This is a genomic window from Agromyces selenitireducens (assembly GCF_052748465.2).
In genome coordinates, this window is the sequence record NZ_CM188259.1 from 506,590 (window position 1) to 531,256 (window position 24,667).

Sequence of the window (24,667 nt, forward strand, 5' to 3'; positions counted from 1 at the left end):
CACGCGGAACCGGGCGCGCGCCGGGCGCGCGCCGGCTGAACGCGCCCGGGGATCCGCCACGCGGCGTCCCGCGCGTCGGAGCCCGGAGCGCCGGCGGTGTCAGCCGAGTTCGGCGTCGGCGACCTCGAGCGCCGCGTCGATGATGTCGAGGCCGCGCACGAGCTCCTCCTCCGAGATCACGAGCGGCGGGGCCACGTGCATCCGGTTGAAGTGGACGAACGGCCAGAGACCCGCCTGCTTGCACGCCGCCGCGACCTTCGCCATCGGCGAGGCATCCGCCCCACTCGCGTTGAACGGCACGAGCGGCTCGCGCGTCCCGCGGTCGCGGACGAGCTCGATCGCCCAGAACAGGCCGAGACCGCGCACCTCGCCGACCGACGGATGCCGCTCCGCCATCTCGCGCAGCCGCGGCTCGACGATGCGCGAGCCGAGGTCGCGTACGCGCTCGAGGATCCCGTCGCGCTCGAACACCTCGAACGTCGCCACGCCCGCTGCGCACGCGAGCGGGTGGCCCGAGTACGTCAGGCCGCCCGCGAACGCGACGGTGTCGAAGTGCGACGCGATCCGCTGCGAGATCACGACGCCGCCGAGCGGCACGTAGCCCGAGTTCACGCCCTTCGCGAACGTGATGAGGTCGGGCGTCACGCCGAAGTGGTTCACCGCGAACCACTCGCCGACGCGCCCGAAGCCGACCATGACCTCGTCGGCGATGTACACGATGCCGTGGCGGTCGCAGATCTCACGCACGCCCTGCAGGTAGCCGGGCGGCGGCACGAGCACGCCGTTGGTGCCGACGACGGTCTCGATGATGATCGCCGCGACCGTGTTCGCGCCCTCGAGCGTGATGACCTGCTCGAGGTGCGCGAGCGCGCGCTCGGTCTCCTGCTCGGGGCTGTCGGCGTGGAACGACGAGCGGTACGGGTACGGCCCGAGGAAGTGCACGACGCTGCCGTCGCTCGGCTCGTTCGCCCAGCGGCGGGGGTCGCCCGTGAGCGAGATCGCCGTCGCGGTGCCGCCGTGGTAGCTGCGGTACATCGACAGCACCTTGCGGCGGCCGGTGACGGCGCGCGCCATCCGCACCGCGTGCTCGTTGGCGTCGGCGCCGCCGTTCGTGAAGAACACCTTGTCGAGGTCGCCTGGCGCGACCTCGGCGATGCGCCGGGCGAGCTCGCCGCGCACGTCGTTCGCGAGTGCCGGCTGGATGGTCGCGAGGCGACCCGCCTGCTCCTGGATCGCTGCGACGAGGTCGGGGTGCTGGTGCCCGAGGTTGAGGTTCACGAGCTGGCTCGAGAAGTCGAGATAGGCGTTTCCGGCGTAGTCCCAGAAGGTCGAGCCCTCGCCCGCGGCGACGGGCAGCGGGTCGATGAGGGCCTGCGCGCTCCACGAGTGGAACACGTGGGCGCGGTCGTCGGCGCGCACCTGCGCCTCGGCGGCGACGTCGGGCAGCGGATGCCGCGTGCCGCGCCGGTCGACGTACGACGCGGTGCTCGCGGCATCCGTCGCCTCGGTCGCCGTCGCAGTGGCGGGTTCAGAATTCAGGAGGTCGGTCATCTCATCGGCTCCGTTCGGTCTCGGAATCCAGGAACGGCGGCGTTCATGCGCCCGGAGCGGCGACGGAAACGGCGCGCGACCAGGCTGGCCACCGAGCGTGTTCCTGAATTCCGCAGGGGGTTGCCGGGGTCCGCTCCTGAATTGTGGATGGGGTCAGTGGTTGCTCGGGAAGCCCAGGTTGATCTGCGACTCGCTCGGCTCGGGCCAGCGCGTCGTGACGACCTTGGAGCGGGTGTAGAAGTGCACCGACTCGGGGCCGTAGATGTGCGAGTCGCCGAACAGCGAGTCCTTCCAGCCGCCGAACGAGTAGGCGCCGATCGGCACGGGGATCGGCACGTTCACGCCGACCATGCCGACCTCGATGTCGAACTCGAACCGGCGTGCCGTGCTGCCGTCCCGCGTGAAGAGCGCCACGCCGTTCGCGAACCGGTTCGCGTTGATGAGCTCGACGGCCTCGTCGTACGTCTCGACGCGGACGACCGAGAGCACGGGTCCGAAGATCTCGTCCTCGTAGACCTTCATGCCGGGCTTCACGTGGTCGACGAGCGAGACGCCGACGAAGAAGCCGTCGTTGTCGAATGCCTGCTGCGTGCCGTCGACGACGACCGTCGCGCCCTCGGCCGCGGCGCCCGTGACGTACGAGGCGACCTTGTCGCGGTGCTCGCGCGTGATGAGCGGGCCCATCTCGCTGGCGGGGTCGGTGCCGTCGCCGATCTTCAGCGCGGCCATGCGCGAGCGCACCGCCTCGACGAGGTCGTCGGCGACGTCGCCCACGGCGACCAGCACGGAGACGGCCATGCAGCGCTCGCCGGCCGAGCCGTACGCGGCCGACACCGCGGCATCCGCTGCGCCCTCGAGGTCGGCGTCGGGCATGACGACCATGTGGTTCTTGGCCCCGCCGAGCGCCTGGACGCGCTTGCCGTTCGCGGACGCGCGCTGGTAGATCGAGCGGGCGATCGGCGTCGAGCCGACGAACGAGACGGCCTTCACGTCGGGGGAGTCGAGGATCGCGTCGACTGCGACCTTGTCGCCGTGCACGACGTTGAGCACGCCGTCGGGCAGGCCGGCCTCGCGGAAGAGCTTCGCGAGGAAGACCGACGCGCTCGGGTCCTTCTCGGAGGGCTTCAGCACGACCGTGTTGCCGAACGCGATGGCCGAGGCGACCATCCACAGCGGCACCATGACGGGGAAGTTGAACGGCGTGATCGCGCCCACGACGCCGACCGGCTGCTTGACCTGGTGCACGTCGACGCCGCGCGCGACCTGCTCGGAGCGCTCGCCCTTGAGGAGGTGCACGAGGCCCGCAGCGAACTCGATGTTCTCGATGCCCCGGCTGATCTCGCCCTTCGCGTCGGAGAGGACCTTGCCGTGCTCGTTCGTGAGGATCGCGGCCAGTTCGTCCTGCCGTTCGACGAGGAGGTGGCGGAGCTTGAAGAACACGTCGGCCCGCTTGATGAGGCCCGTCGCGCGCCAGCCCGGGAGGGCGGCCTTCGCGGCGGCGATCGCCTGCTCGACCTCGGCCGTCGAGGCGAACGCGACGCGGCGCGCGACCTCGCCCGTGGCCGGGTTGTAGATGGGGCCGGTGCGGTCGGCGCCGCCGACCTCCTGCCCGGCGATGAGGTGGCGGACGAGGGCGGTCGCGGGGGCGTCGACGGCCTCCGGGCCGGCGACGGTGTCCTGGACGAGGCTCATGGTGCTCCTTCTGGGTGGGTCGTGGTGCGGGTCGTGTCGACGGATGCCGCGGCATCCGTCACGGTCTGATCACTGTCGGCGCCGGGATCGGACAGATCGACCGGGCGCTGGTTAGGCTGGTGTCTCCCAGTTTTGCAGAGCAGGAGAGAGAAGCCGGTGCCAGAGCGTCGCGAACCCCGCCTGAATCGTACGGATCGTCCGGCTCGGCCGGAGGGGGCGTCGGCGAGCGCGGCGGGCGACGATGCCCTCCCCACTGTGGGCGAGATCCTCGCGCTCGACGCCGTCGCCGCGGGCGTGCCCGAGGTGCTCGTGGACGACGGGGCGCTCGACGCGCGTGTGCGCTGGGTGCACGTCTCCGACAGCGCCGGCGTCGCCCGGCTGCTGAACGGCGGCGAGCTGCTGCTGTCGACCGGGTCGGGCTGGCCCGCCGAGCCCGACGAGCTGCGCGCGTTCATCGCCGGACTCGTCGAGGTGGGCATCGCGGGACTCGTGCTCGAGCTCGGCGTGCACTACCGGTACGTGCCCGCGGTGATCGTCCGGGCTGCCGCCGACCACGGGCTCGCGCTCGCCGCCCTGCACCGCGAGGTCAAGTTCGTCGCCCTCACCGAAGCGGTGCACCGGCGCATCATCTCCGAGCAGACCACGGCGCTGCACGCACGCGACGAGGTGCGCGAGCGATTCACGGCGCTCGCGCTGCGCGGTGCGCCCGCCGACTACATCGTGCAGCAGCTCGCGCAGACCCTGGGCGCGCCGGTCGTGCTCGAGAACCTCGCGCACGAGGTCGTCGCGGCCGACCTCCCGCCCGACGCCGAGGAGGCGATGCTCGGCGGATGGCAGCTGCGCTCGCGCGACGCGCACCGTCGCGCCGGCTCCGCGGCCCGGTCGGCAGGCTCATCGGACGAATGGCTGATCGTGCCGGTGGAGGCGCGCGGCATCCGATGGGGGCACCTCGTCGCGCTGCCGGGCCCCGCGCATCCGGCCGGCCGCACGAGCGTGCTCGAGCAGGGCGCCATCGCGCTCGCGCTCGGCCGCCTCGCCGACGGCGACGACGACACCTGGGGGCGCATCGGGCGGCAGCGGCTGGTCGAGCACCTGCTCTCGGGGCGGTTCGCCGCGTCGGGCGGCGCGACGGCGCGGCTCGAGGCGGCCGGCCTGCCGGTCGCGGGCGCCGACCTGTACGGTCTCGTGCTGACCGGTCGCGTGGGCGGCGGCGGTGACGCGGATGCCGCGGCGCGGGCGCTCGTCGGGCGCGCACTCGAGGGTCGGCCGGAGGGCGGGGGCGCACCGGCATCCGCTCGGGTCGTGCTGCTGTCGCTGCCGGCCGGCACGCGGTTCGACGACGCGGCGGCGCGCGGGTTCGCGGCGGCGCTCGTCGGGTCCGGCGCAGGGTCGGGTCCGGCGTCCGGGGTGACGGATGCCGCGCCGACGTCGCTCGCGATCGGCTCGCGCGCCGGCGACCTCGACGGCCTCCTCGTGTCGGTGCAGGAGGCGATCGACCTCGCCGCCACGCCCCTGCCTCGGCAGGCGCGCGGGATCGTGGTGCGCCGCTCGGAGGACCGCCCGCTCGTGCGCCTCGTGACCGCGCTGCGCGACGACCACCGGCTGCAGGAGCTCGGCGAGCGCATGCTGGCGCCGCTCATCGAGTACGACCTCGCGCGCGGCGGCGACCTGCTGGACGTGCTCGGCGCGATGCTCGCGCACCCGGGCAACCGCACGGCCGCAGCGCAGGCCAGCCACCTGTCGCGGTCGGTGTTCTACCAACGGCTGGCGCTCATCGGCGACCTGCTCGACGCCGACCTCGACGACGGCGAGACGCTCACGGCGCTGCACCTCGCGCTGCTCGTCCGACGGGGCGGCGGCGGCGCGCGCTGAGGTTCGCCGCGGCATCCGTTACTTGCTATTGACAAGTGCACTTGCAAAGAGCAAGCTGGGCGCATCACACAACCACCCGCATCCGTCACTGGAGGACACCATGGCTGCGACCAACATCTTCGTGAACATCCCGACCACCGACCTCGACCGCTCCAAGGCGTTCTACGAGGCGCTCGGCTACCGCATCAACCCGAACTTCACCGACGAGAACGCCGCGTGCGTCGTGCTCGACGACAACGTGTACTTCATGGTGCTCACGCGTGAGTTCCTCGGCACGTTCACCGACAAGCAGATCATCGACCCGAAGACCCAGGCCCAGGTGGCCATCTCGCTCACCTGCGAGTCCCGTGAGGCGGTCGACGAGATGATGTCGACGGCGCTGGCGGCCGGCGGCAGCGAGCCGCGCGAGGCGCAGGACTACGGGTTCATGTACTCGCGCGACCTCGAGGACCCGGACGGCAACATCCTCGGCTACCTCTACATGGAGCCCGCCGCGGCCGAGATGGGCCCCGAGGCCTACATGGCCGAGCACGGGGCCGGGGCCGGCGCGTCCGGCGCCGCCTCGTCCTGACCGGGCCGAGCGCATGGCGACCCGCGCCGCCCGAGGCTTCGGCCAGTACGGCGGCGTCGCGCGGGCCCTCGAGCGGGTCGGGGAACGGTGGGCGCTGCTCATCGTCCGCGACCTGCTCGTCGGCCCGCGCCGCTACGGCGACCTGAAGGCCGGGCTCCCGCGCATCCCGACGAACATCCTGGCCGACCGGCTCAAGGAACTGCAGGAGGCCGGCGTCGTCCGTCGCGTCCCCACGGTGCGCGGCGGCTACGAGCTCACGGCGCTCGGGCGCGAGCTCGAGCCCGTCGTCGCCGCCCTCGAACGGTGGGGGTGGTCGCTGCTGGGCGAGCCGGCCGAGGGAGAGCAGTTGACGCGCGAGGCACTCGCCACCGCGTTGCGGGCGGCGTTCCGAGCGGATGCCGCGGCGGGGGCGCCGCCGACCGAGTACGTGCTCCACGTCGCCGAGGCATCCGTCGCGGCGGTCGTCGTCGGCGGCACGCTCGACGTCGTGCCGATCGGCCCGGGTGCGCTGCCGCAGCCGGCCCGTTCGGCGCCCGAGGCCGCCTTCGAGGCGAGCCTCGAGGTGGCGCTGGAGCCGGCGGAGTTCGCCGACCTGCTGGCCGGCCACCTGGAGGCCGCATCCGTACGGATCCTCGCGGGCGACCTGGAGTCGGTGGAGCGGTTCCGGCGGACGTTCCGCATCGAGCCCGTCGGGCCTCCGGATGCCGCGGACGCCGGCGCCGCGGTATCCGTCGCCTGATCGCGCCTCGGCCCGGCCGGCGCTGCGCGCGCCGGACCGGCTCAGCCCCGGCGGTTCACAGGAGATCCCTCGACCTGCAGGACGGATTCGCGGAATGCGCCTGCAGATCGCGGATCCTCCTGTCATCGGGACAGCGGGAGGCGGCGGCGGTGCCGGTGGCGGATCAGACGCGGGGCAGCGCCTCGTGCGGCTCGGCCGGGAGCTCGACGACGACCGCGTCGCCCGGGCGGATGACGCCGCCCTCGACGACCACCGCCATGACTCCGGCGCGGAGGCGCGTACCGCCGCGCTCGCGACGGATGAGCCGTCGCATGAGCCCCGGCTGGAAGCGGTCGAGCTGCACGCAGGGCGTGCGGAGGCCCGTGAGCTCGATCTCGGCCGAGTCGCCGAGTCGCAGGCGAGTGCCGCGAGGGAGCACGAGCAGGTCGATCCCCGTCGTCGTGACGTTCTCGCCGAGCTCGCCGGGTGCGACCTCGTGCCCCTCGACCGCGAGCTCGTCGAAGAGCTCGCGCTGGATGAGGTGCACCTGCCGCAGGTTCGGCTCGGTCCGCGTTCCGCGGAAACGGGAACGTCGCCGCACCGTCTCGCCCGCATGCGCGTCGCCCTCGATCCCGTGACCGGTCACCAGCACGATCTCGTCGCGGAGCGGCTTGGTGAACCGGTGGCGGTCGTCGCGCGCGACCGCGAACACCGCGGGGACCGGCCGCTCGGATCTCATCGATCCAGTATGCGGCCGCATGTGCGTCGTCCACCGCCTCGCGGGGCGGCTCCCGGTCGGCACCCCGTGTGCAGGAGAATCCGCGATCCACAGGACCGTTCCGCGGGGAGCGTCCTGTAGATCGTTCATTCTCCTGTGAACGGCAGATGGGCGTTCGGGCGTGTACGGCGTGCGGCGCGGAGCGCCGCGGCTCAGCCGGCGATGAAGAGCTTGCGCAGCGTCTCGGCGACCTTCCAGACCGTCTGCATGCCGGCGTCGAGCCGCACGATCGAGCCGGGGCGCAGCTCGATGGGCGGCAGCGCCGGGTCGACGAACTCGACGGTCGCGCGACCCGCGATCACGAGGAACACCTCGTCGACCTCGGTGTCGCGCATCGCGCCCGGTGTCATCTCCCAGACGCCGAGTTCGCCGGCCGCGTCCGCGCCCCCCGGTTCGTCGAGCGGCGCGTACCCCGTGGTCGGCGTGCCCGCGACGACCTGGTCGGCCGGCACCGGCTCGTGGTCGAGCGGCAGCGCCGCGGCATCCGTCACCGCACCCGCGACGAGCCGGGTGAGCGCGTCGCCGCTCACGAGTCGAACCCCAGCCCGAGCGCGTCGAGCGTCTTGAGCAGCAGGTTGCGCCGGCCGAGGTCGTGGTCGGCGCGGTCGAGCGACCAGCGCGTGAGGTTGATGCCGACGGATGCCGCGGGCTCTGGCGGGAACGGCAGCGGGCGGGTGCCCACCATCTTCAGGCGCGTGCGCTCGGTGTCGCGGCCGGCGAGCAGGTCGAGCATGGTCTCGGCCATGAAGCGCGTCGAGGCGACGCCGAGTCCCGTGAACCCCGACGCGTAGGCGACCCGGCCGTCGCGCGCGAGTCCGGTGAACGCCGTGAACTGCGTCGACGTGTCGATCGCGCCCGCCCACTTGTGGCTGAAGCGCAGGCCCTCGAGCTGCGGGTAGGTGGTGAAGAAGTGGCTCGCGAGGCGCTCGAAGCTCTCGGGTCGGTCCTCGTAGCGGTCGCGGATGCGGCCGCCCGCGTAGTAGATCGCGTCGTAGCCGCCGTACAGGATGCGGCCGTCGCGCGTCATCCGCGAGTAGTGGAACTGGTTGGCCATGTCGCCGACGCCCTGCCGGTTCGCCCAGCCGATCGCCGCCTGCTGCGCGGCCGTGAGCGGCTCGGTCATCAGCACGTAGTCGTACACGGGCACCGTCATGAGCCGGTTGCGCTTGAGGAGCGACGGGAAGACGTTGGTCGCGAGCACCGCGCGGGTCGCGTCGATGCGTCCGTGCTCGGTCACGAGCTGCACGGCGCCCGTCGACCCCGGGGTGTCGAGTCGCCTCACGGGGGAGTGCTCGAAGATCTCGACGCCCGCCTCCTCGGCGACGCGTGCGAGCTCGACGGCGAGCTTCGCCGGGTGCAGGATGGCGCTCGTGCGCGTGTTCCACACCGCGCCGAGGTAGGTGGGCGAGTCGACCTCGGCGCGCACCTGGTGCTCGTCGAGCAGCTTCACGGAGTCGTCGCCCCGGCTCGCGGCATCCGCTGCGGCCTCGTGCAGCCACTCGACCTGGTGCGGCTCGACCGCGACGTCGAGCGAGCCGTTGCGCTCGAACTCGAAGTCCATGCCGAACTCGGCCTCGGACGCCTCGATCGCGTCGAGGTTCGCGAGCCCGAGCCGGTCGAGCTCGTCGAGCTCGTCGGGCCAGCGGTTCAGGCCGTTCTCGCGGCCGTGGGTGAGGCTCGCCTCGCAGAACCCGCCGTTGCGCCCGGATGCCGCCCAGCCGATGCGCTTGGCCTCGACGAGCACGACGTGCAGGTCGGGGTTCGCGCGCTTGGCGAGCACGGCCGTCCACAGGCCCGTGTAGCCGCCGCCGACGATGGCGAGGTCGGCGGCGCGCACGCCCTCGAGGCGCGACCGGGCGGGCTTCGCCGCGTCGGGCAGGTCGTCGATCCAGAACACGGACTGCCTGGTGTCGGCGAGGCTGCGGTCGATGACGGATGCCGCGGGCCTGCGGCGTTCGAAGACGGTCGTTCCCATGGCGGGATCACTCCAAGTCGGTACGGATGCCACCATGATGCCTCATATTGGACGCGTGGACAACAGCGCCTGTGGATGATGCGTGCGAGTGTCGGAGGATTAAGCGAGGATCGACCGCATGCCCGCAGTGCCGCCCGCCCCGCCAGTGCCGCCGCCCGCTCCCGACCTGCTCGAATTCGACGCCGACCTCTCGGGGCCCGAGCTCGATCTCACCCAGTGGATCCCGCACTACCTGCCCCAGTGGTCCAGCCGAGAACGCACCCGCGCCCGCTACGACGTGGCCGACGGCGTGCTCCGCCTCCGGGTCGACGCCGACCAGCCGTCGTGGTCGGCCGAGTACGACGGCACCACGCAGGTCTCCAACCTGCAGACCGCCGTCCGCTCGGGCCCGGTCGGCTCGGAGGCCGGTCAGCACCCGTTCCGCGACGGCCTCGTGGTGCGCGAGGCGCAGGGCGACCGGCGCCTGTTCACGCCGCAGTTCGGCCGCGTCGAGATCGTCGCCGCGATCGACGGCATCGACGAGCACGCCATGGCCGCGCTGTGGATGATCGGCCTCGAGGAGGAGCCCGAGCAGTCCGCCGAGATCTGCGTGTTCGAGGTCTTCGGCCGCGACATCGCCGACGACGGCAGCGCGCTCGTCGGCATGGGCGTGCACCCGTTCCGCGACCCGACGATCACCGACGACTTCGAGCAGGTCCGGGTGCACGACGACGTGCGCGAACCCCACACCTACACCGTCGACTGGCGCCCCGACGAGGTCGTGTTCTCGATCGACGGGCTCGTGCGCAAGCGCGTCGCGCAGTCGCCGCAGTACCCCATGCAGCTCATGCTCGACGTGTTCGCGTTCCCGCCCGAGCCGCCCGCGACCGCGTCGTACCCGCAGTCGTTCGCCGTGCACGCGGTGCGGGGGTACCGCGCCGCGTGAGCGCGCGGGGCCGCGGCGGTCGCGGGACCGGCCGCCGCGGCATCCGTCACCGGCTCGCGCGATGCAGGGCGCACTCGATCTCGACGAGCGTGCGGAAGCTGCGGACCATCTCTCGCGTCGAGCCGAAGTTCATCGCGATCTCCGCGTCGTGCACCGGGTCGTGGAAGACGTGCGTGGCGAGGATGCCGATGTGACCGACCGGTCGCGGCATCCCGCGGAGGAACGGCGACAGCCCCTCGAACCGCACCTGCATCATGCCCGCGCCATAGCGGATGCCGGGGCGGAACCGGTTGCGCGGCTCGGCCAGGTACGCGAGGTGCTCCGGGCTGATGAGCCGGCCGTGGTGGAGCGCGTCGCTGAAGGCGAGGAGGTCCGGCGGGGTGCCCACCACCCCGCCGCCCGCCCAGTCGCAGCTCAGGCTGAGGTGGTCGCCGACCTCACGGCGACCGAGGCGGACGGGCGCGATGACGGTGCCGGATCGCCCGGCCGCGCCGGCCGCGCCGGCCGATTCCAGCGCCGGTCCGCCGTCGCGCGCGCACCGCGAGTGGAACATGAGCGAGCTGTCCTCCATGCCGACCGGGCCGAAGACGCGCTCGTGCAGCAGGTCGTGGAACGCGCGACCGGTCGCCTCCTCGAGCACGCGCCCGAGCAGGATGTACCCGGTATCGGAGTAGGCGAAGCGGGCGCCCGGCCGGCCGACGGGGCGCTGGCGCTCGCGGCTGAAGTCGAGCAGTTCGCGGGGAGTCCAGAACCGGTCGGGCTCGTCGAGGACGAGTTCGAGCATCGTCGGACCGCTCGTGACGGCGCCTTCGAAGTAGTCGGCGACGCCCGCGGTGTGGGTGAGCAGGTGGTGCACGGTGGCGCCGCCTGCGGCATCCGTCGACCCGGTCGTGTCGAACAGCCCGTCGAGCTCGTCGCGGGGGAGCAGCCGGCTGACCGGCGTCTCGGTCGAGAACGCGCCGGATGCCACGGCCTGCATGACGAGCGTGGCGGTGAACAGCTTGCCGACGCTCGCGGTGTGGAACCGGGTCTCGGGATCGCCGAAGCGGTAGTCGATTCCGAGACGAGGTGCCCTCACGGCGACCTGGGGAGGCCCGAGTTCGCGACGTCGCGAGGCGACCCGGTCGAGATGGCGATCGAGGCGCGTGGCGAAGTCGGTGGCGGCGGTCATCTGCGAGAATCCTCTCGTCCCGGATCGTGATATCACGAAGCGGGATATCACGAACAGGAATATAGTCGGTGGCGAGGCGAGCGGCAAGGGTCGCCCGCGCGACCTCGGAAGGGCGGATCGGATGGGTCACGTGATCCTCGGGCTGTTGATGCTGCTGGGGCCGCAGACCCTGTACTCGCTCAACAAGCAGTTCGAACGGGGACCGTCGCTGTTCTACCGGGCGAGCTTCGGCAGCCTGCAGTCGGCCCTCCGCGGACTGCTCGCGGCCGGCCACGTCACGGTGCATGAGACCACCGAGGGCGGGCGCAACAAGAAGAACTACTCGGTGACGGATGCCGGCGAGCGCGCGTTCCACGCCTGGATCCGATCGCCGCTGACGGGCGGCGACCTCGAGGTCGCCGCGCTCTCGCGGCTGTTCCTGCTCGGGCTGGTGGAGGACCCCGCCGAGCGCCGCGACATCCTGGACCGCATCGTGGGCGAGGTGGAACGCGAGCTCGCGAGCCTCGACGAGTTCGCCGGGGTGCTCGACGCGCAGGCGGACGACGTGCCGGAGCAGTACCGCGCGGTGTTCCGCTACCAGCGGGCGACGCTCGACTACGGGCTCATGGCGCACCGCGCCGCGCTCGCGTGGTTCCGCGAGCTCGCCGAGCGCGAGGGCTGATCCGCGCCGACCCCTCGGAGGGGAGGGGGAGCGCGGCCGAGAGGAGGGCAGGCGTCACGCGCGGGGCGCGTGCGCCTCGAGGAACTGGTACACCTCGGTCTGGTCGACGCCCGGGAACGTGCCAGTCGGCAGCGCCGCGAGCAGCGAGGTCGGCGTGCGGGCCGCGGGCCACGAGGCATCCGCCCACTTGCCGGCGAGCTCGTCGGGGGCCCGGCGGCAGCACGACTCGTCGGGGCAGCGCGACACGGAGCGGCGCGGCGTCTCGCGTCCGCGGAACCACTTCACGTGCTCGAAGGGCACGCCGACGGAGACCGAGTACTCGCCCTCCTTGGCCTTCTCGATGCGCGAGGTGCACCAGAACGTGCCCGTCGACGTGTCGGTGTACTGCGAGTAGGGCGTGAAGCGGTCCTCGACGTCGAACACCGTGCGCGCCGTCCATTGCCGGCAGACCGTGGTTCCCTCGACCGCGCCGAGCGCGTCGGACGGGAAGCGCACCGCGTCGTTCTCGTACGCCTTGATGATGGTGCCCGACTCGTGCACCTTCATGAAGTGCACCGGGATGTCGAGGCGCGCCGTCGCGAGGTTCGTGAACCGGTGCGCGGCGGTCTCGTACGAGACCGCGAAGTGGTCGCGGAGCTCCTCCATCGAGATGCGGCGGAGGTTCTTCGCCTCGGTGAGGTAGCGCACCGCGGCCTGCTCGGGCAGCAGGATGGCGGCGGTGAGGTAGTTGGTCTCGATCCGCTGGCGGAGGAAGTCGCCGTAGTTGCCGGGCTCCTCGTGGCCGAGCAGGTGACTCGCGAGCGCCTGCAGGATGGGGGAGCGGGAGTCGCGCGACGGCGACTGCTGGGTGGGCAGGTAGATGCGGCCGTTGCGCTTGTCGGTCACCGACCGAGTCGAGTGCGGCAGGTCGCCGACGTAGTGCAGCGAGTAGCCGAGGTGGCTCGCCATGTCGGCGACCAGCTGGTGGGAGACGGGGCCGCCGCTGTGGCCGACCGCCTCGAGCAGCTCCGCGGCCTTCGCCTCGAGCTCGGGGTAGAAGTTGTCGCGGGCGCGCATCTCGGCTCGCAGCTGCGCATTGGCGCGGCGCGCCTCCTCGGGCGTCGCGGCGCGCTCGCGGTGCAGGCGGTCGATCTCGTTGTGCAGCGCGAGGATCGTCTGCAGGGTCTGGTCGTTCATCGTCTTCGCGACGCGGAACGGCTCGAGCCCGAGCGCCGAGAACACCGGGCCGCGCTGGGCGCGCTCGACGGCGATCTCGAGGGCCGCGCGCTCCGACGGCGCGTCGGGTCGCAGCAGCTCGTCGGCCGTCGTGCCGAGCGCGAGCGCGATCGTGCGGAGCATCGACAGGCGCGGTTCGCGCTTGCCGTTCTCGATCGCGGAGACCTGGCTCGGCGCACGCTCGATCGCGGCGGCGAGCTCGCCGAGGGTGAGGCCGGCGGCGAGGCGGCGGTCGCGGATGCGGCGCCCGAGCGTGAGCGCGTCGACCTCATCGGGTGCGGGCTCGGGCGGCGCGCCCACGAGGCGGGCGGGGGCCGCGGCGAGTGCTGCGGGGCGGACGCGATCGGCGGTGACCATGCCTCATGCTCACATGAGCACGCGGAAGTCGCAAACCGAACTCTCCGCGAACTTCCGCGTTATGGGCGGTCGGCAACCCACCGGGCGCTGTTCGCCACTGACGGACGGGAGAAAAACCGTCGGATTTCCGCCGTGGTTGCCGAGGCCTGGGCGAGGTGTGCTCCTGATCCGACGACTCAGCCCCCGAGGCGGCCGAGGAGGGCGTCCTCCTCGGCCATGAGGCGGCGCTCGCGCGAGGCGAGCACCTCGGGCACATTCGCCTCGGCCCACCGGCGTATCGCCTCGATCGGCTCGAGCAGCGATCGACCGAGGGGACTCAGCGAGTACTCGACGCGCGGCGGTGAGCCGCCCCACGCGCGGCGTTTCACCAGGCCGTCGGACTCCAGCGCGCGCAGGGACTCGGTCAGCACCTTCCGGCTGACGTCCCCGACCTTCGCCCGCAGCTCGGTGAACCGCAGGGTGCCGCCCGCGAGAGCGAGGATGACGAACATCGACCAGCGCTCGCCGATGCGGCCGAGCACGACGCGGCTCGGGCACTAGGGGTCCAGGACGTCGCGCGCGCCCACGTCGCAGGGGGCGCTCGACGTGAGGTCGGTGCGGGGCATCGGGGCGACGGTCGCCATGGCTCCTCCATTCGGCGCGGGATCCCGGACGACGGCGGCGTCGGCGGACGGGTCCAGTGACGGGAACGTTGAAGTAACCGAGGGGCATTCCCGTAGCGTCCCGGTCCATGAGAACTCTGCTCACCGGGGGAACCGGATTCATCGGATCAGCCGTGCTCGACGCGCTCGTCGGCGCGGGACATGACGTTCGGGCGGCCGTCCGCACGAACCGCGCCGCGACTGCCGTCGCCGCGCGGGGCGCGACGCCCGTGGAGGCCGACCTGTTCGACATCGACGCGACCGCAGCCGCGCTCGCCGACGTCGACGCGCTCGTGCACGCCGCCGCGCCCGAGCAGGGCGCCGACGAACTCAACGCGGCGGTGATCGAGGCCGCCATCCGCGCCTTCGGCGGCGGCCGCGGTCGCGTCGTGCTGACGAGCGGCATCTGGATCCGCGGCTCGGGCGACGACCTCCGGGAGGAGGGCGCGCTCAATGCGGCGCCCGACCTCGTCGCCTGGCGGGTGCCGCTCGAGGAGCGGCTGCTCGCGTCATCCGTCGACGCTCGGATCGTCGAACCGGGCGTGGTCTACGGTCACGGCCGCGGGCTCGTCGGTCTCATCGCCGACGGACCGCGTACCCCCGAGGGCGCACTGCGGCTCATCGGCGACGGCTCGCAGCACTGGACGTGGGTGCACGTGGACGACCTGGCCCGGCTCTAGGTGACGGCGCTCGAGCACGACGGGCCGTTGAGGCGGGTCATCGCCTCCGATGGCGTGCCGACGACCGTGCGCCGGATCGCCGAGGAGCTCGCCGGTCCTGCCGGCGTCTCGCCCGAGTCGGCGGATGCCACTCGCGAGCGACTCGGCGCCGCCTTCGCCGACGCGCTCCTCCTCGACCAGGCGGCCGTTGGAGCATTCGCCCGAACGCTCGGCTGGGAGCCGCAGCACCGGGGAATCATCGACGACCTCGTTCGCGCCGACCGGGCGGCCTGAGCGCCCGACGGAACACCCCGGCTCCGGTCCGCGCTCCGACCGGCTCAGGCCGTGAGTGCGGGCCGCAGCTCGTTCGCGAAGAAGTCGATGAAGCCGTCGGGGTCGGGACCCAGATTCATGATCGCGATCCGGTCGTAGCCGGCCCGCTCGTACGCGCGGACGGCCGCGACGTGCGCGTCGAGGTCGGGCCCGCACGGCACGTGCTCGCGCACGTCGTCGAGCCGGACGAACTCGGATGCCTCCTCGAAGTTCGCCGGGTTCGGCAGTTCGCTCATGACCTTCCAGCCGAGCAGCGACCACCGCGAGGTCTCGTGCGCGGCCTGCGCCGCGGTCTCCGCATCGGGCGCCCACGCGACGCCGACCTCGCCGTAGCGCGGGCCGCTGCCGCCGGACGCCCGGTACGCCTCGATGAGCGAGGCGTCGGGGTCGGTCCCGAACATGGCGTCGCCGTCCTCGGCGGCGAGCTCGGCGGCCTGCGGACCGCCAGCGGCGACCGCGATGAGGGGCAGCTCGTCGGGCAGGTCGAAGATCCGGGCGTCCTCGAGCGCGAGGTACTCGCCGTCGTACGACTGGTAGCCGCCGGACCACAACAGGCGGATGATCTCGATCGCCTCGCGGAGCATCGCCTGCCGGTCGCTCACCGACGGGAAGCCGTGCCCGACGACGTGCTCGTTCAGCCGCTCACCCGAGCCCAGTCCGAGCGTGAATCGGCCGTCGCTCAGCACGGCGAGCGTCGCCGCAGCCTGCGCGATGATCGCCGGGTGGTACCGCACGGTCGGGCAGGTGACGCCCGTGGCGAGCCCGATGCGCTCGGTGGATGCCGCGATCGAGCCGAGCACCGACCAGGCGAACGGCGAATGACCCTGCACGTCGAGCCACGGGTGGAAGTGGTCGCTGATCTCGACGAAGTCGAAGCCGGCCTCCTCGGCGAGCCGCGCCTGCCGGACGAGCTCCTTCGGTCCGAACGCCTCCGCCGCGAGCTTGTAGCCGAACTGCACCGTCATCCGGGCTCCCTCCCGCGCGGGCACGGCATGCGCCCGCGACGACCTCGGTGAACCCGTGACGCTACCCCGACGGCGGATCGCACGGGACCCGGTTGCGTCGCCGCGCCCGGGGGTGTACTCCCCATCCGTCGACGCGTCGGCGACTCGCGCGCGCCACGCGGTTATACGCTCCGTCGCTCGCCGGCGCAAGACCCTTGGGACCCGAGAACCGCCCTCCTAGCGTGGTCGAGCACATCCTGACGAGGAGCCGCGCGCTCCTCGCCGTCGGAAGGAGCAGACATGGTCAACACCGCAGGAACCGGGAATCCGGACCTCAAGCACGAGGCGGGTGCGGCCGGCCATCGGGTCGCCGACACCGCGAAGCAGGAGGCGCGCGACGTCGCGTCGGAGACGAAGTACCAGGTCCGCAACCTCGCGGACCGCGTCGGCAGCGAGGTCCGCTCGCAGGCGTCGACGCAGCAGCACCGCGCCGCGGGCGGCATCCGCGACGTCGGCTCGCAGTTCTCGGAGATGGCCGCGAACTCGACGCAGTCCGGGCTCGCCCGCGACGTCGTGGAGAACGTCGGTGCTCGCGCCGACTCGGTCGCGAATTGGCTCGACCAGCGCGAGCCGCAGGATCTCCTCGACGAGGTGAAGCGATTCGCCCGGCGACGGCCCGGCGTCTTCCTCGCGATCGCCGCGGGCGCCGGCGTCGTGATCGGTCGCCTCACCCGTTCCCTCGCGTCGTCGGATGACGACGACACGACGAGCACGCGGCCGACCGGCGACGCCTACGGCACGGGAGCGTACGGGGCCGGCGCCGCGGGCGCGGGCGGCTACCGAGCGGGCGCGTACGGCGACGGCACCGGCGCGTACGGCGACGGCACGGGCTCGTACGGCAACGGCACCCGCGCGCATGTCGCCGAGCCCGGCACCGCCGGCGGCGCTGCGCCGCGCACGGGAGTGACCGGGACCGAGCCGTACGTCGAGCCGATCCCGAGCGGCGACACCCGCCGGGGCGACGTGACGGGAGCGCCGTGATGAGCGGCGCACACGTGGGCGGCTACGAATCGCCGCCGGTCGGAGCCCGGGCGGCCGACGTGCGGCCGACGGACGCGCCGACGCCGTCCGAGCAGAAGGCCGCGAACACCTCGCTCGGCGACCTCGTCGCCGAGGTCACCCGCGACTTCTCGACGCTCATGCGGCAGGAGGTCGAGTTGGCGAAGGCCGAGGCGACCCAGTCCGCGAAGCGGGCGGGCAAGGGCGCGGGCATGTACGGCGGCGCCGGCGTCGCCGGATGGTTCACGCTGTTCTTCCTGTCGGTCGCGCTGTGGTGGGGTCTCGGCGACCTGATCGACAGCCTGGGCTGGTCCGCGGTCATCGTGGCGGTGCTCTGGGGCATCGTGGCCGCCGTGCTCTGGTTCACGGGCAAGAAGGAGTTCGACCGGGTCCAGGGCCTGCCCCGCACCGCGGACAGCCTGAAGAGGATCCCCGACACGCTGAAGAGGAATGAGGAGAACCGATGAGCACCGATCCGAACGCCATCCGTTCCGACATCGAGCGGACCCGCCTCGAGCTGGGCCAGGACGTCGACGCCCTCGCCGACAAGGTGAACCCCGGCAAGGCGGTGCATCGCCAGGCCGGCAAGGTGAGGAACGCCTTCCGTCGTGCCAAGGACGCGGTCATGGGCAGCGCCCACGACGCCGCGGACTCGACCTCGGGTGCGATGCACTCGGCGGGCGAGGCGGTCGGCGAAGCGCCGCACCGCGTGGCCTCGGCGACCCGGGGCAACCCGGTCGCCGCGGGGCTGATCGTCTTCGGGGCGGCCTGGCTGGTCTCGTCGCTCATCCCGGCGTCGCGCCACGAGCGCGAGGCTGCGGAGAAGGCGAAGGAGGCGGCGCAGCCGCTGGTCGACGAGGTGAAGCACGTGGCGCAGGATGCCGCGGAGCACCTCAAGCCCGAGGCGAAGGCCGCCGCCGAGTCCGTCAAGGAGCGTGCGGGCGAGGCGGCCGAGCACGTGAAGGCCGAGGGCCAGGGTGCCGCGACCGACGTGAAGGACGCTGCGCAGCACCAGCAGTCCGGCGCCGGCCAGCAGCCCGACAGCGTCCAGCCGTCCGGCACCGGCCAGACCTACCCGTACTAGCCGGTACGGCGAGGACCCGCCGGTCCCTTCGAGCAGGGGCCGGCGGGTCTCCCCGTGTCGCGGATGACCTGCACCGCGGCATCCGCTCGAATCAGGCGTCGGATGCCGCGTGGACGCGCTCGCCCTCGACGAACGTCTGCTCGACTCGCGTCGCGCCGATCTCGTCGGCCGGTCCCGCGAACGGGTCGCGGTCGAGCACCACGAGGTCGGCGTACTTGCCCGTCTCGATCGTGCCGGTGACCCGGTCGAGGTGGTTCACCCACGCCGAGCCGGCGGTGTACGCGGTGAGCGACGTGGCGAGGTCGATGGCCTGCTCGGGCAGGAACGCCTCGTACTCGCCCTCCGCATAGGCCGGTGCCGCCGTCCGGTTCACGGCGGTGTGGATGGCCGCGAGCGGATCGGGGGTCGACACCGACCAGTCGCTGCCCGCGGCCAGCACCGCGCCGGCGCGCAGGAGGTCGCCGAACGGGTACTGCCAGGCGTCGCGCGGCGAGCCGAGGAACGGCAGCGTGAGCTCGACCATCTGCGGCTCGAGCGCCGCCCACAGCGACTGCATGTTCGCCGCGACGCCGAGCTCGCGGAAGCGCGGCACGTCCTCGGGGTGCACGACCTGGATGTGCGCGATGTGGTGCCGGTGGTCGTTCCGCCCGTTCGCGGCGATCGCGTGCTCCACGGCGTCGAGGCACTCGCGCACCGCGCGGTCGCCGATCGCGTGGAAGTGCAACTGGAACCCGAGCCCGTCGAGCTCGGCCGCGGCCGCGTTCAGCAGTGCCGGGTCGACGAACGAGATGCCGGAGTTGTCGGTGAAGTGCCCTTGGCCGTCGCAGTACGGCTCGAGCATCGACGCGGTGAAGTTCTCGGCGACGCCGTCCTGCATGATCTTGATGCTCGTGGCCGCGAACCGGCCGCCGCGGTACCGCTCGCGCTTGTCGAGCAGGTCGGGGATCTGCTCGAGCCCGCGGTTCCGGTCCCACCAGATCGCGCCCACGACACGCGCCGTGAGGCGACCCGATGCCGCGGCCGCGAGGTACGCCGGGCCCGGATCGCCGGCGTCGCCGTAGCTGCCGACGATCGCGTCCTGCCAGCCGGTGACGCCGAACGAGTGCAGGTATCGCTGGCCGAGCAGCAGCGCCTCGGTGAGCGTCTCGAGACTCGTCTCCGGGAGCAGCCGGTTCACGAGCGCCATCGCGCCCTCGTGCAAGGTGCCGGTCGGGTCGCCGTCGGCGTCGCGCTCGATGCGGCCGTCCGCAGGGTCCGGGGTGCCGCGGTCGATCCCCGCGAGTCGCAGCGCGGCCGAGTTCACCCAGGCGCCGTGCCCGTCCCGGTTCGGCAGAAACGCCGGCCGGTCGGGCACGACGCGGTCGAGTGCGGCGGCAGTCGGGGTGCCGCCCGGGAACGCCGACATCGACCATCCGCCGCCGAGCACCCACTCGTCATCGGCGTGCTCGGCCGAGTACGCGGCGATGCGCTCGAGGTAGTCTGCCTCGGTCGCGAGCTCCGACAGGTCGCAGCGCATGAGATCGAGCCCGCCCCAGACCGGGTGCACGTGCGCGTCCTGGAAGCCCGGCACCAGCAGTCGGCCGCGCAGGTCGACGACCTCGGTCGACGCGCCGACGAGGTCGCGCACGTCGTGCTCGGACCCGACCGCGAGGATGCGGCCACCGCGGACGGCGACGGCGCTCGCACGCGAGCGCACGGTGTCGGCGGTGAAGACGGGCCCGCCGGTGAAGACGAGGTCGGCGTCGGTCATGTGTGAAGGGTCCTTTCGTCTGCGGGCCGAGGAGCAGCCGAAGGCCGCGTCTCGAGATCCGGGCTGGGTCTCGAGACGGCCTGCGGCCTCCTCGACCCGCACGGGCGGTGGGGTTCAGTTGCCGGTCATCGTGCGGGCGATCTGCGTCGCCGAGTCGCCCGCGCGCTTCAGCACGACCGCCACGAGCGCGAGCGCGAACAGCGTCAGCAGCAGCATCACGGTCGACACGGCCGCGATCTCGGGCCGCAGTCCGCCGCGCAGCGCGCTCAGCACGTAGACCGGCCACGGCGTCGAGCCCGACACCTGCACGAACGCCGAGATGACGGTGTTGTCGAGGCTGAGCGTGAACGAGAGCAGCAGGCCCGCGAGCACGGCCGGCATCGCGAGCGGCAGCGTGACACGGCGGAACGTGGTGAGCGGGCCGGCGTACAGGTCCGCCGACGCCTCCTCGAGCTGCTGGTCGAGGCCCACGAGCCTGGCGCGCACGATGTACGTGACCACCGCCGTCGAGAACAGCGAGTGGCCGATCACCAGTCGGGTCGTGCCGTCGTTGAACATCGACAGGCCCGCGTCCTGGCCGAGGAACACCAGCCACGGCAGCAGCGCGACCGCGTCGACGATCTCGGGCGTGACCGACACGAGCAGCAGCAGGCCGATGAACCACAGCGCCCATCTCCCGGGCTTCCGGGCGAGGGCGATGCCGGCGAGCGTGCCGAGCAACGTCGCGAGGACCGCGGCGATCGCGCCCGTGCGCAGCGACACGGCGACCGCGTCGCGCACGGCCGGCTTCTCCCACAGCGCGCGGTACGGCTCGAGGCCGAACTCGTTCCACGCGATCAGCAGTCGTCCGTTGTTGAACGAGTACACGATGATCACGATGATCGGCGCGAACAGGAACAGGAAGACGAGCACGCTCCAGACGGTGAGCGCGAGGTCGACGCCCGAGCGCCTCGGGCGGCGCACCGGCGGGCGGGCGACCTGCGGGGCAGCGGATGCCGCGGGCCGGCCGGACGCGGCATCCGTCACGGTCTCGGGAGCGGTCGCGGTCATTCGGTCACCTCCAGGACGACGCGGTTGCGGGCGCGGAACGGCAGCGACACGAGCCAGATGGCGAGGCCGATGGCGGCGGCCGACACCATGATCACGACGATGAGCAGGACGGCCATCGCCGAGCCGAGCGCCCAGTTCTGCGCCGCCTGGAACTGGCTCGCGACGAGCTGGCCCACCATGTTGCCCTGCGCGCCGCCGAGCACCGTGGCCGTGATGTAGTCGCCCATGAGGGGGATGTACACGAGCAGCAGTCCCACGATGATGCCCGGGCGCGCCAGGGGAAGCGTGACCCGCAGGAAGGTGCGCACGCGGTCGGCGCCGAGGTCCTTCGACGCCTCGCGCAGCGCCGGTCCGACGCGGTCGAACGCGACGAACAGCGGCAGGATCATGAGCGGCAGGTAGTTGTAGACGACGCCGATGAGCACTGCGGTCCGCGTGTAGAGGATCGCGAGCGGGCCGTCGGTGATGCCGACGGTCTGCAGCAGCTCCGACATCCATCCCTCGGGGGCGAGGATGATCTGCCAGCCGATCGTGCGCACCAGGAAGTTCGTCCAGTAGGGCACCATGACGAGGGCGATCAGGAGCCCGCGACGGCTCGGCGGGGTCTTCACCGCCATCCAGTACGCCACGGGCAACCCGATCACGAGGCACAGGAGCGTTCCGGCGATGCCCACCCACAGCGTGTTGAGGAACACGTCGAAGAACGTCGGCGACAGCGCCTCGGCGTACCGGTCGAACGACAGCACGTCGGTCGCGTGCGTGCCGAAGATGCCCGGCTTGTAGCCGAAGCTGAAGTACAGCACCGCGCCGACCGGCACGACGAAGAACGTGACGAGCCACGCCCACGCGGGGATCGCGAGGGCGAAGCCCGGCAGGCGGAGGCTACGCACCCGCAGCGGCCTTCGCCTTGTTCCAGATGTCGACGGTGCGCTGCTGCGCCTCGTTCACCTCGCCGTCGTTCATGGTCGCGATCTGCTCCTCGGTGAAGAACACCAGGTCGAGCATCTCGAGACCGGCCTCGGTCGCGGCCTCCTCGATGCCCGCCGCACCCGTGTGGTAGCCGATGTAGTCGACCTGCAGGAGCTGGTTCTCCGGGACCATCGTGAAGTCGATGAACGCGTGCGCGGCCTCCGGGTTGGGTGCGCCGACCGGGATCGCCCAGTTGTCCATCCACAGCTCGGTCTGCGGCGCGCCGAGCACCCATTGCCAGCGGTCGGGGTCCGGGCTCTCCATGATGCCGATGCGGGCGTCGCCGTTCCACGACTGCATGAGCGCCTGCGTGGCCTGCGGGATGGCCTGCCCGCCGGGGTACGAGTCGAACGCCGAGATGTGCGGGGCCAGCGTGTTCACGATGAAGTCCTCGCACGCGTCGATCTGGGCCTCGTCGGTGGTGTTCCAGTCGATGCCGTTCGCCCAGTAGTACAGGCCCGTGACCTCGGCGGGATCGTCGAGCACGCTCGTGCGACCGCTCGCCTCGTTCTGCGCGGCGTCGAGGAAGTCGTTCCAGTCCTTCAGTTCTCGCGTGATGACGGTCTTGTCGTAGACGAAGCCCGTCGTGCCCCAGGCCTTGCAGACCGAGTACTCGTTCTCGGGGTCCCAGCTGCGGCCGAGGAACGCCGGGTCCATGTACTCGAGGTTCGGCAGCAGGTCCTTGTTGAGCTTCTGGATGATGCCGTTCTCGATCATCTGCGGGATGAACGCGCCCGTCGGGACGATGAGGTCGTAGCCCGACGTGCCCTTGGCCGCGACGAGCTTGGAGATGAGCTCCTCGTTGGAGCCGTAGGAGTCGAACGTGACCTGCGGGCCGAGCTCGTCGGTGAACGCTGCGACGACGTCGGGGGAGTCGTAGTCGCCCCACGTGTAGATGCTCAGCGAGTCCTCGAGCTCGCCGCCGGTCGCGACGGGGGCGGACGACGTCTGGCCGCCGCCGGTCGAGCATGCGGCGAGGAAGGCGGTGCCGCCCATGGCGGCGGCGAGGCCGAGGAACCTGCGGCGGTCGAGCTGGCGCTTGATGATCGGCACCTGCTCGGCGCTCGCGAGGATCCGGATGGGGGTGGGCTTCTCGGCCATGTCGCTCCTTGGGTGATCGAGGTGTCGGGGTGCGTCGGGGGTGGGGTGTCTGCGGGTCGGCGTCCGGCAGGACCGGTTGCGGTCAGTGGGTGGGCGGGGGCACGTAGCCGCCCGCGACGGCGGCGTCGTCGGCGGGGAAGATCTGGACGCTCCCGGGGGTCCACGAGCAGCGGACGCGCGCGCCGGCCGCGAGGTCGGGGGCCTCGGGCGTCGGGCGGCGCACGATCAGGCTCTGGTCGTCGCCGAGGCGGACGAGGTACTGCATGGTCTCGCCGAGGTGCGAGACGCCGAGCAGTTCGCCGTGCACCGAGTTCGGCGCGGCGGGCGCGCCGCCCGCGGCATCCGCTTCGATCGAGACGAACTCGGGGCGCACGGCCGCCTGCGCCGGCGCACCGTCGACGAGCGCGGCGGCAGCCTCCGAGCGGATGCCGCGGATGAGCCCGTGCGCCGAGTCCACCGCGCCGCCGCGATCGGCCGCCACGCCGCGGAAGAAGTTCTGCTGACCCACGAACGCAGCCACGTACGCGGATGCGGGCTGCGCGTAGATCGTGTCGGCGTCGGCGAGCTGCTCGATGCGCCCGTCGCGCATGATCGCGATGCGGTCGCTCATCGACAGCGCCTCGCCCTGGTCGTGCGTGACGAACACGAACGTGATGCCGAGCCGCGACTGCAGCAGCTTGAGCTCGAGTTGCATCTCCTCGCGCAGCTGCCGGTCGAGCGCACCCAGCGGCTCGTCGAGCAGGAGCACGGCGGGGCGGTTGACGAGGGCCCTGGCGAGCGCGACGCGCTGCTGCTGGCCGCCGGACAGCTGGGTCGGCTTGCGGTCGGCGAAGCGGCGCATCTGCACGAGGTCGAGCGCGTCCGAGGCCCGCTGGCGCACCTCGGACTTCGGGGTGCGGCGCTGCTGCAGGCCGTACGCGACGTTCTCCGCGACCGACATGTGCGGGAAGAGCGCGTACGCCTGGAACACGGTGTTGACGTCGCGGCGGTACGGGGGAGCGCCCAGGACGGATCGTCCGGAGATGCGGATGTCTCCCTCGTCGGGCTGCTCGAAGCCGGCGATCATGCGCAGCGTGGTGGTCTTCCCGCAGCCCGACGGCCCGAGCAGCGAGATGAACTCGCCCGGCTCGATCGTGAGGGACATCCCGTCGACGGCGATCGCCTCGCCGTATCGCTTCGTCACCCGGTCGAGCTCGACCGAGCCCGCCCGCGCGTCGCGCTCGCCTGTCGCAGAGGAGGTCGTCTCCTCGGTCGCCGCTGTCACCTGTGGGCACCTCCCGGTTCGCCTTCGCGTCGTCGCGTCCGGCCATTCAACCCCCTTGTTGCACAGTTGTGCAATGGCCGGGTGGACAACCGGACGAACCATCGCCCGGTTCGTCGCGGTGCGACACTCCGTCCGGCGAACCGTCACGCGGCCGAAACCCGCCGCCGCGCCGCGACGTGTACGCCGCCGGAGCCGGGATGTTCCGCGGCGCGGAAGAACCCGGAAAGTTCACCCCCCGGATCGTCGGTCGGGGTGGGTGCGGCGCCCGCAGAGTGGATGACACAGACCCCCGGACGACGTCGGAGGAGACGCCGGACGGACACACCG

At 72.2% G+C, this 24,667-nt stretch carries 24 protein-coding genes; 10 read left to right on the forward strand and 14 right to left on the reverse strand.

The genetic code is table 11. The annotated features are described in order from the left end of the window. Positions 1 to 99: 99 nt before the first annotated feature. Positions 100 to 1,551, reverse strand: coding sequence for an aspartate aminotransferase family protein (locus tag ACULK4_RS02410; protein WP_445964865.1), 1,452 nt, complete (start codon positions 1,549 to 1,551; stop codon positions 100 to 102). Between the two features lie 153 nt (positions 1,552 to 1,704). Continuing rightward, the gene (locus ACULK4_RS02415; protein ID WP_445964866.1) at positions 1,705 to 3,243 is read right to left on the reverse strand and encodes a CoA-acylating methylmalonate-semialdehyde dehydrogenase; all 1,539 of its coding nucleotides are present in this window, start codon (positions 3,241 to 3,243) and stop codon (positions 1,705 to 1,707) included. Between the two features lie 255 nt (positions 3,244 to 3,498). Here ACULK4_RS02415 and ACULK4_RS02420 point away from each other — a divergent pair, with 255 nt between their 5' ends. The 3 genes from ACULK4_RS02420 to ACULK4_RS02430 all read left to right on the forward strand — a co-directional run bounded on the left by ACULK4_RS02420 (position 3,499) and on the right by ACULK4_RS02430 (position 6,425). Beyond that, a complete protein-coding gene (locus ACULK4_RS02420) occupies positions 3,499 to 5,115 on the forward strand; it encodes a PucR family transcriptional regulator (protein ID WP_445964867.1) in 1,617 nt (538 codons plus the stop codon). A 100-nt stretch (positions 5,116 to 5,215) separates the two neighbouring features. Then, a complete protein-coding gene (locus tag ACULK4_RS02425; RefSeq protein ID WP_445964868.1) occupies positions 5,216 to 5,686 on the forward strand; it encodes a VOC family protein in 471 nt (156 codons plus the stop codon). 13 nt (positions 5,687 to 5,699) lie between these two features. Next, positions 5,700 to 6,425: a winged helix-turn-helix transcriptional regulator gene (locus ACULK4_RS02430; RefSeq protein ID WP_445964869.1), complete on the forward strand. Its 726-nt coding sequence runs from the start codon at positions 5,700 to 5,702 to the stop codon at positions 6,423 to 6,425. A gap of 163 nt (positions 6,426 to 6,588) precedes the next feature. Here the strand turns inward: ACULK4_RS02430 and ACULK4_RS02435 are convergent, their stop codons facing one another. The 3 genes from ACULK4_RS02435 to ACULK4_RS02445 all read right to left on the reverse strand — a co-directional run bounded on the left by ACULK4_RS02435 (position 6,589) and on the right by ACULK4_RS02445 (position 9,157). Continuing rightward, a complete protein-coding gene (locus ACULK4_RS02435) occupies positions 6,589 to 7,143 on the reverse strand; it encodes an MOSC domain-containing protein (protein ID WP_445964870.1) in 555 nt (184 codons plus the stop codon). Between the two features lie 191 nt (positions 7,144 to 7,334). After that, on the reverse strand, positions 7,335 to 7,712 hold the full coding sequence (locus ACULK4_RS02440) for a cupin domain-containing protein (RefSeq protein WP_445964871.1): 378 nt from the start codon (positions 7,710 to 7,712) through the stop codon (positions 7,335 to 7,337). Beyond that, positions 7,709 to 9,157: an NAD(P)/FAD-dependent oxidoreductase gene (locus ACULK4_RS02445; protein ID WP_445964872.1), complete on the reverse strand. Its 1,449-nt coding sequence runs from the start codon at positions 9,155 to 9,157 to the stop codon at positions 7,709 to 7,711. Before ACULK4_RS02445 ends, ACULK4_RS02440 begins: the two co-directional genes overlap by 4 nt. A gap of 118 nt (positions 9,158 to 9,275) precedes the next feature. Here ACULK4_RS02445 and ACULK4_RS02450 point away from each other — a divergent pair, with 118 nt between their 5' ends. Continuing rightward, on the forward strand, positions 9,276 to 10,082 hold the full coding sequence (locus tag ACULK4_RS02450; protein WP_445964873.1) for a glycoside hydrolase family 16 protein: 807 nt from the start codon (positions 9,276 to 9,278) through the stop codon (positions 10,080 to 10,082). Between the two features lie 46 nt (positions 10,083 to 10,128). On the opposite strand, the gene ACULK4_RS02455 is transcribed toward ACULK4_RS02450, so the two are convergent. Then, positions 10,129 to 11,253 carry a serine hydrolase domain-containing protein gene (locus ACULK4_RS02455; RefSeq protein ID WP_445964874.1) on the reverse strand — a complete coding sequence of 375 codons (1,125 nt, stop codon included), beginning with the start codon at positions 11,251 to 11,253 and terminating at the stop codon, positions 10,129 to 10,131. A gap of 121 nt (positions 11,254 to 11,374) precedes the next feature. On the opposite strand from ACULK4_RS02455, the gene ACULK4_RS02460 reads away from it, so the two are divergent. After that, on the forward strand, positions 11,375 to 11,914 hold the full coding sequence (locus tag ACULK4_RS02460) for a helix-turn-helix transcriptional regulator (protein ID WP_445964875.1): 540 nt from the start codon (positions 11,375 to 11,377) through the stop codon (positions 11,912 to 11,914). Between the two features lie 54 nt (positions 11,915 to 11,968). Here ACULK4_RS02460 and ACULK4_RS02465 read toward each other — a convergent pair whose 3' ends face one another. Further along, the gene (locus ACULK4_RS02465) at positions 11,969 to 13,486 is read right to left on the reverse strand and encodes a helix-turn-helix domain-containing protein (protein WP_445964876.1); all 1,518 of its coding nucleotides are present in this window, start codon (positions 13,484 to 13,486) and stop codon (positions 11,969 to 11,971) included. A gap of 176 nt (positions 13,487 to 13,662) precedes the next feature. After that, entirely contained in the window at positions 13,663 to 14,007 is a 345-nt protein-coding gene (locus ACULK4_RS02470) for a winged helix-turn-helix transcriptional regulator (protein WP_445964877.1), read from the reverse strand. Between the two features lie 209 nt (positions 14,008 to 14,216). On the opposite strand from ACULK4_RS02470, the gene ACULK4_RS02475 reads away from it, so the two are divergent. After that, the gene (locus tag ACULK4_RS02475; RefSeq protein ID WP_445964878.1) at positions 14,217 to 14,807 is read left to right on the forward strand and encodes an NAD-dependent epimerase/dehydratase family protein; all 591 of its coding nucleotides are present in this window, start codon (positions 14,217 to 14,219) and stop codon (positions 14,805 to 14,807) included. A 54-nt stretch (positions 14,808 to 14,861) separates the two neighbouring features. Next, positions 14,862 to 15,080, forward strand: coding sequence for a Rossmann-fold NAD(P)-binding domain-containing protein (locus ACULK4_RS02480; RefSeq protein WP_445964879.1), 219 nt, complete (start codon positions 14,862 to 14,864; stop codon positions 15,078 to 15,080). 44 nt (positions 15,081 to 15,124) lie between these two features. Here the strand turns inward: ACULK4_RS02480 and ACULK4_RS02485 are convergent, their stop codons facing one another. Then, complete coding sequence (locus ACULK4_RS02485) at positions 15,125 to 16,084, reverse strand: TIGR03557 family F420-dependent LLM class oxidoreductase (RefSeq protein ID WP_445964880.1); 960 nt, start codon at positions 16,082 to 16,084, stop codon at positions 15,125 to 15,127. Between the two features lie 279 nt (positions 16,085 to 16,363). Here ACULK4_RS02485 and ACULK4_RS02490 point away from each other — a divergent pair, with 279 nt between their 5' ends. From ACULK4_RS02490 to ACULK4_RS02500, 3 genes are read left to right on the forward strand one after another with little or no spacing between them, the layout of a single operon-like run. Continuing rightward, positions 16,364 to 17,104, forward strand: a complete 741-nt coding sequence (locus tag ACULK4_RS02490; protein WP_445964881.1) for a hypothetical protein — start codon at positions 16,364 to 16,366, stop codon at positions 17,102 to 17,104. Then, positions 17,104 to 17,589, forward strand: a complete 486-nt coding sequence (locus ACULK4_RS02495) for a phage holin family protein (protein WP_445964882.1) — start codon at positions 17,104 to 17,106, stop codon at positions 17,587 to 17,589. The genes ACULK4_RS02490 and ACULK4_RS02495 overlap by 1 nt, the downstream gene beginning before the upstream one ends. Beyond that, on the forward strand, positions 17,586 to 18,206 hold the full coding sequence (locus ACULK4_RS02500) for a DUF3618 domain-containing protein (RefSeq protein ID WP_445964883.1): 621 nt from the start codon (positions 17,586 to 17,588) through the stop codon (positions 18,204 to 18,206). Before ACULK4_RS02495 ends, ACULK4_RS02500 begins: the two co-directional genes overlap by 4 nt. A 91-nt stretch (positions 18,207 to 18,297) precedes the next feature. Here the strand turns inward: ACULK4_RS02500 and ACULK4_RS02505 are convergent, their stop codons facing one another. The 5 genes from ACULK4_RS02505 to ACULK4_RS02525 form a co-directional block, all read right to left on the reverse strand. Then, complete coding sequence (locus tag ACULK4_RS02505; RefSeq protein ID WP_445964884.1) at positions 18,298 to 19,956, reverse strand: amidohydrolase; 1,659 nt, start codon at positions 19,954 to 19,956, stop codon at positions 18,298 to 18,300. Between the two features lie 114 nt (positions 19,957 to 20,070). Further along, entirely contained in the window at positions 20,071 to 21,006 is a 936-nt protein-coding gene (locus tag ACULK4_RS02510) for an ABC transporter permease (RefSeq protein WP_445964885.1), read from the reverse strand. Beyond that, on the reverse strand, positions 21,003 to 21,896 hold the full coding sequence (locus tag ACULK4_RS02515; protein ID WP_445964886.1) for an ABC transporter permease: 894 nt from the start codon (positions 21,894 to 21,896) through the stop codon (positions 21,003 to 21,005). Before ACULK4_RS02515 ends, ACULK4_RS02510 begins: the two co-directional genes overlap by 4 nt. Further along, the gene (locus ACULK4_RS02520; RefSeq protein ID WP_445964887.1) at positions 21,889 to 23,076 is read right to left on the reverse strand and encodes a polyamine ABC transporter substrate-binding protein; all 1,188 of its coding nucleotides are present in this window, start codon (positions 23,074 to 23,076) and stop codon (positions 21,889 to 21,891) included. The genes ACULK4_RS02515 and ACULK4_RS02520 overlap by 8 nt, the downstream gene beginning before the upstream one ends. Positions 23,077 to 23,158: 82 nt before the next feature. Next, positions 23,159 to 24,340, reverse strand: a complete 1,182-nt coding sequence (locus tag ACULK4_RS02525; protein ID WP_445964888.1) for an ABC transporter ATP-binding protein — start codon at positions 24,338 to 24,340, stop codon at positions 23,159 to 23,161. Positions 24,341 to 24,667: the final 327 nt, after the last annotated feature.

Excerpts from the sequence above, each read along its gene's own strand:
- ACULK4_RS02410 (WP_445964865.1), bottom strand. The coding sequence starts at position 1,551 with ATGACCGACCTCCTGAATTCTGAACCCGCCACTGCGACGGCGACCGAG.
- ACULK4_RS02415 (WP_445964866.1), bottom strand. The coding sequence starts at position 3,243 with ATGAGCCTCGTCCAGGACACCGTCGCCGGCCCGGAGGCCGTCGACGCC.
- ACULK4_RS02425 (WP_445964868.1), top strand. The coding sequence starts at position 5,216 with ATGGCTGCGACCAACATCTTCGTGAACATCCCGACCACCGACCTCGAC.
- ACULK4_RS02430 (WP_445964869.1), top strand. The coding sequence starts at position 5,700 with ATGGCGACCCGCGCCGCCCGAGGCTTCGGCCAGTACGGCGGCGTCGCG.
- ACULK4_RS02435 (WP_445964870.1), bottom strand. The coding sequence starts at position 7,143 with ATGAGATCCGAGCGGCCGGTCCCCGCGGTGTTCGCGGTCGCGCGCGAC.
- ACULK4_RS02445 (WP_445964872.1), bottom strand. The coding sequence starts at position 9,157 with ATGGGAACGACCGTCTTCGAACGCCGCAGGCCCGCGGCATCCGTCATC.
- ACULK4_RS02450 (WP_445964873.1), top strand. The coding sequence starts at position 9,276 with ATGCCCGCAGTGCCGCCCGCCCCGCCAGTGCCGCCGCCCGCTCCCGAC.
- ACULK4_RS02455 (WP_445964874.1), bottom strand. The coding sequence starts at position 11,253 with ATGACCGCCGCCACCGACTTCGCCACGCGCCTCGATCGCCATCTCGAC.
- ACULK4_RS02460 (WP_445964875.1), top strand. The coding sequence starts at position 11,375 with ATGGGTCACGTGATCCTCGGGCTGTTGATGCTGCTGGGGCCGCAGACC.
- ACULK4_RS02465 (WP_445964876.1), bottom strand. The coding sequence starts at position 13,486 with ATGGTCACCGCCGATCGCGTCCGCCCCGCAGCACTCGCCGCGGCCCCC.
- ACULK4_RS02475 (WP_445964878.1), top strand. The coding sequence starts at position 14,217 with ATGAGAACTCTGCTCACCGGGGGAACCGGATTCATCGGATCAGCCGTG.
- ACULK4_RS02485 (WP_445964880.1), bottom strand. The coding sequence starts at position 16,084 with ATGACGGTGCAGTTCGGCTACAAGCTCGCGGCGGAGGCGTTCGGACCG.
- ACULK4_RS02490 (WP_445964881.1), top strand. The coding sequence starts at position 16,364 with ATGGTCAACACCGCAGGAACCGGGAATCCGGACCTCAAGCACGAGGCG.
- ACULK4_RS02495 (WP_445964882.1), top strand. The coding sequence starts at position 17,104 with ATGAGCGGCGCACACGTGGGCGGCTACGAATCGCCGCCGGTCGGAGCC.
- ACULK4_RS02500 (WP_445964883.1), top strand. The coding sequence starts at position 17,586 with ATGAGCACCGATCCGAACGCCATCCGTTCCGACATCGAGCGGACCCGC.
- ACULK4_RS02505 (WP_445964884.1), bottom strand. The coding sequence starts at position 19,956 with ATGACCGACGCCGACCTCGTCTTCACCGGCGGGCCCGTCTTCACCGCC.
- ACULK4_RS02510 (WP_445964885.1), bottom strand. The coding sequence starts at position 21,006 with ATGACCGCGACCGCTCCCGAGACCGTGACGGATGCCGCGTCCGGCCGG.
- ACULK4_RS02520 (WP_445964887.1), bottom strand. The coding sequence starts at position 23,076 with ATGGCCGAGAAGCCCACCCCCATCCGGATCCTCGCGAGCGCCGAGCAG.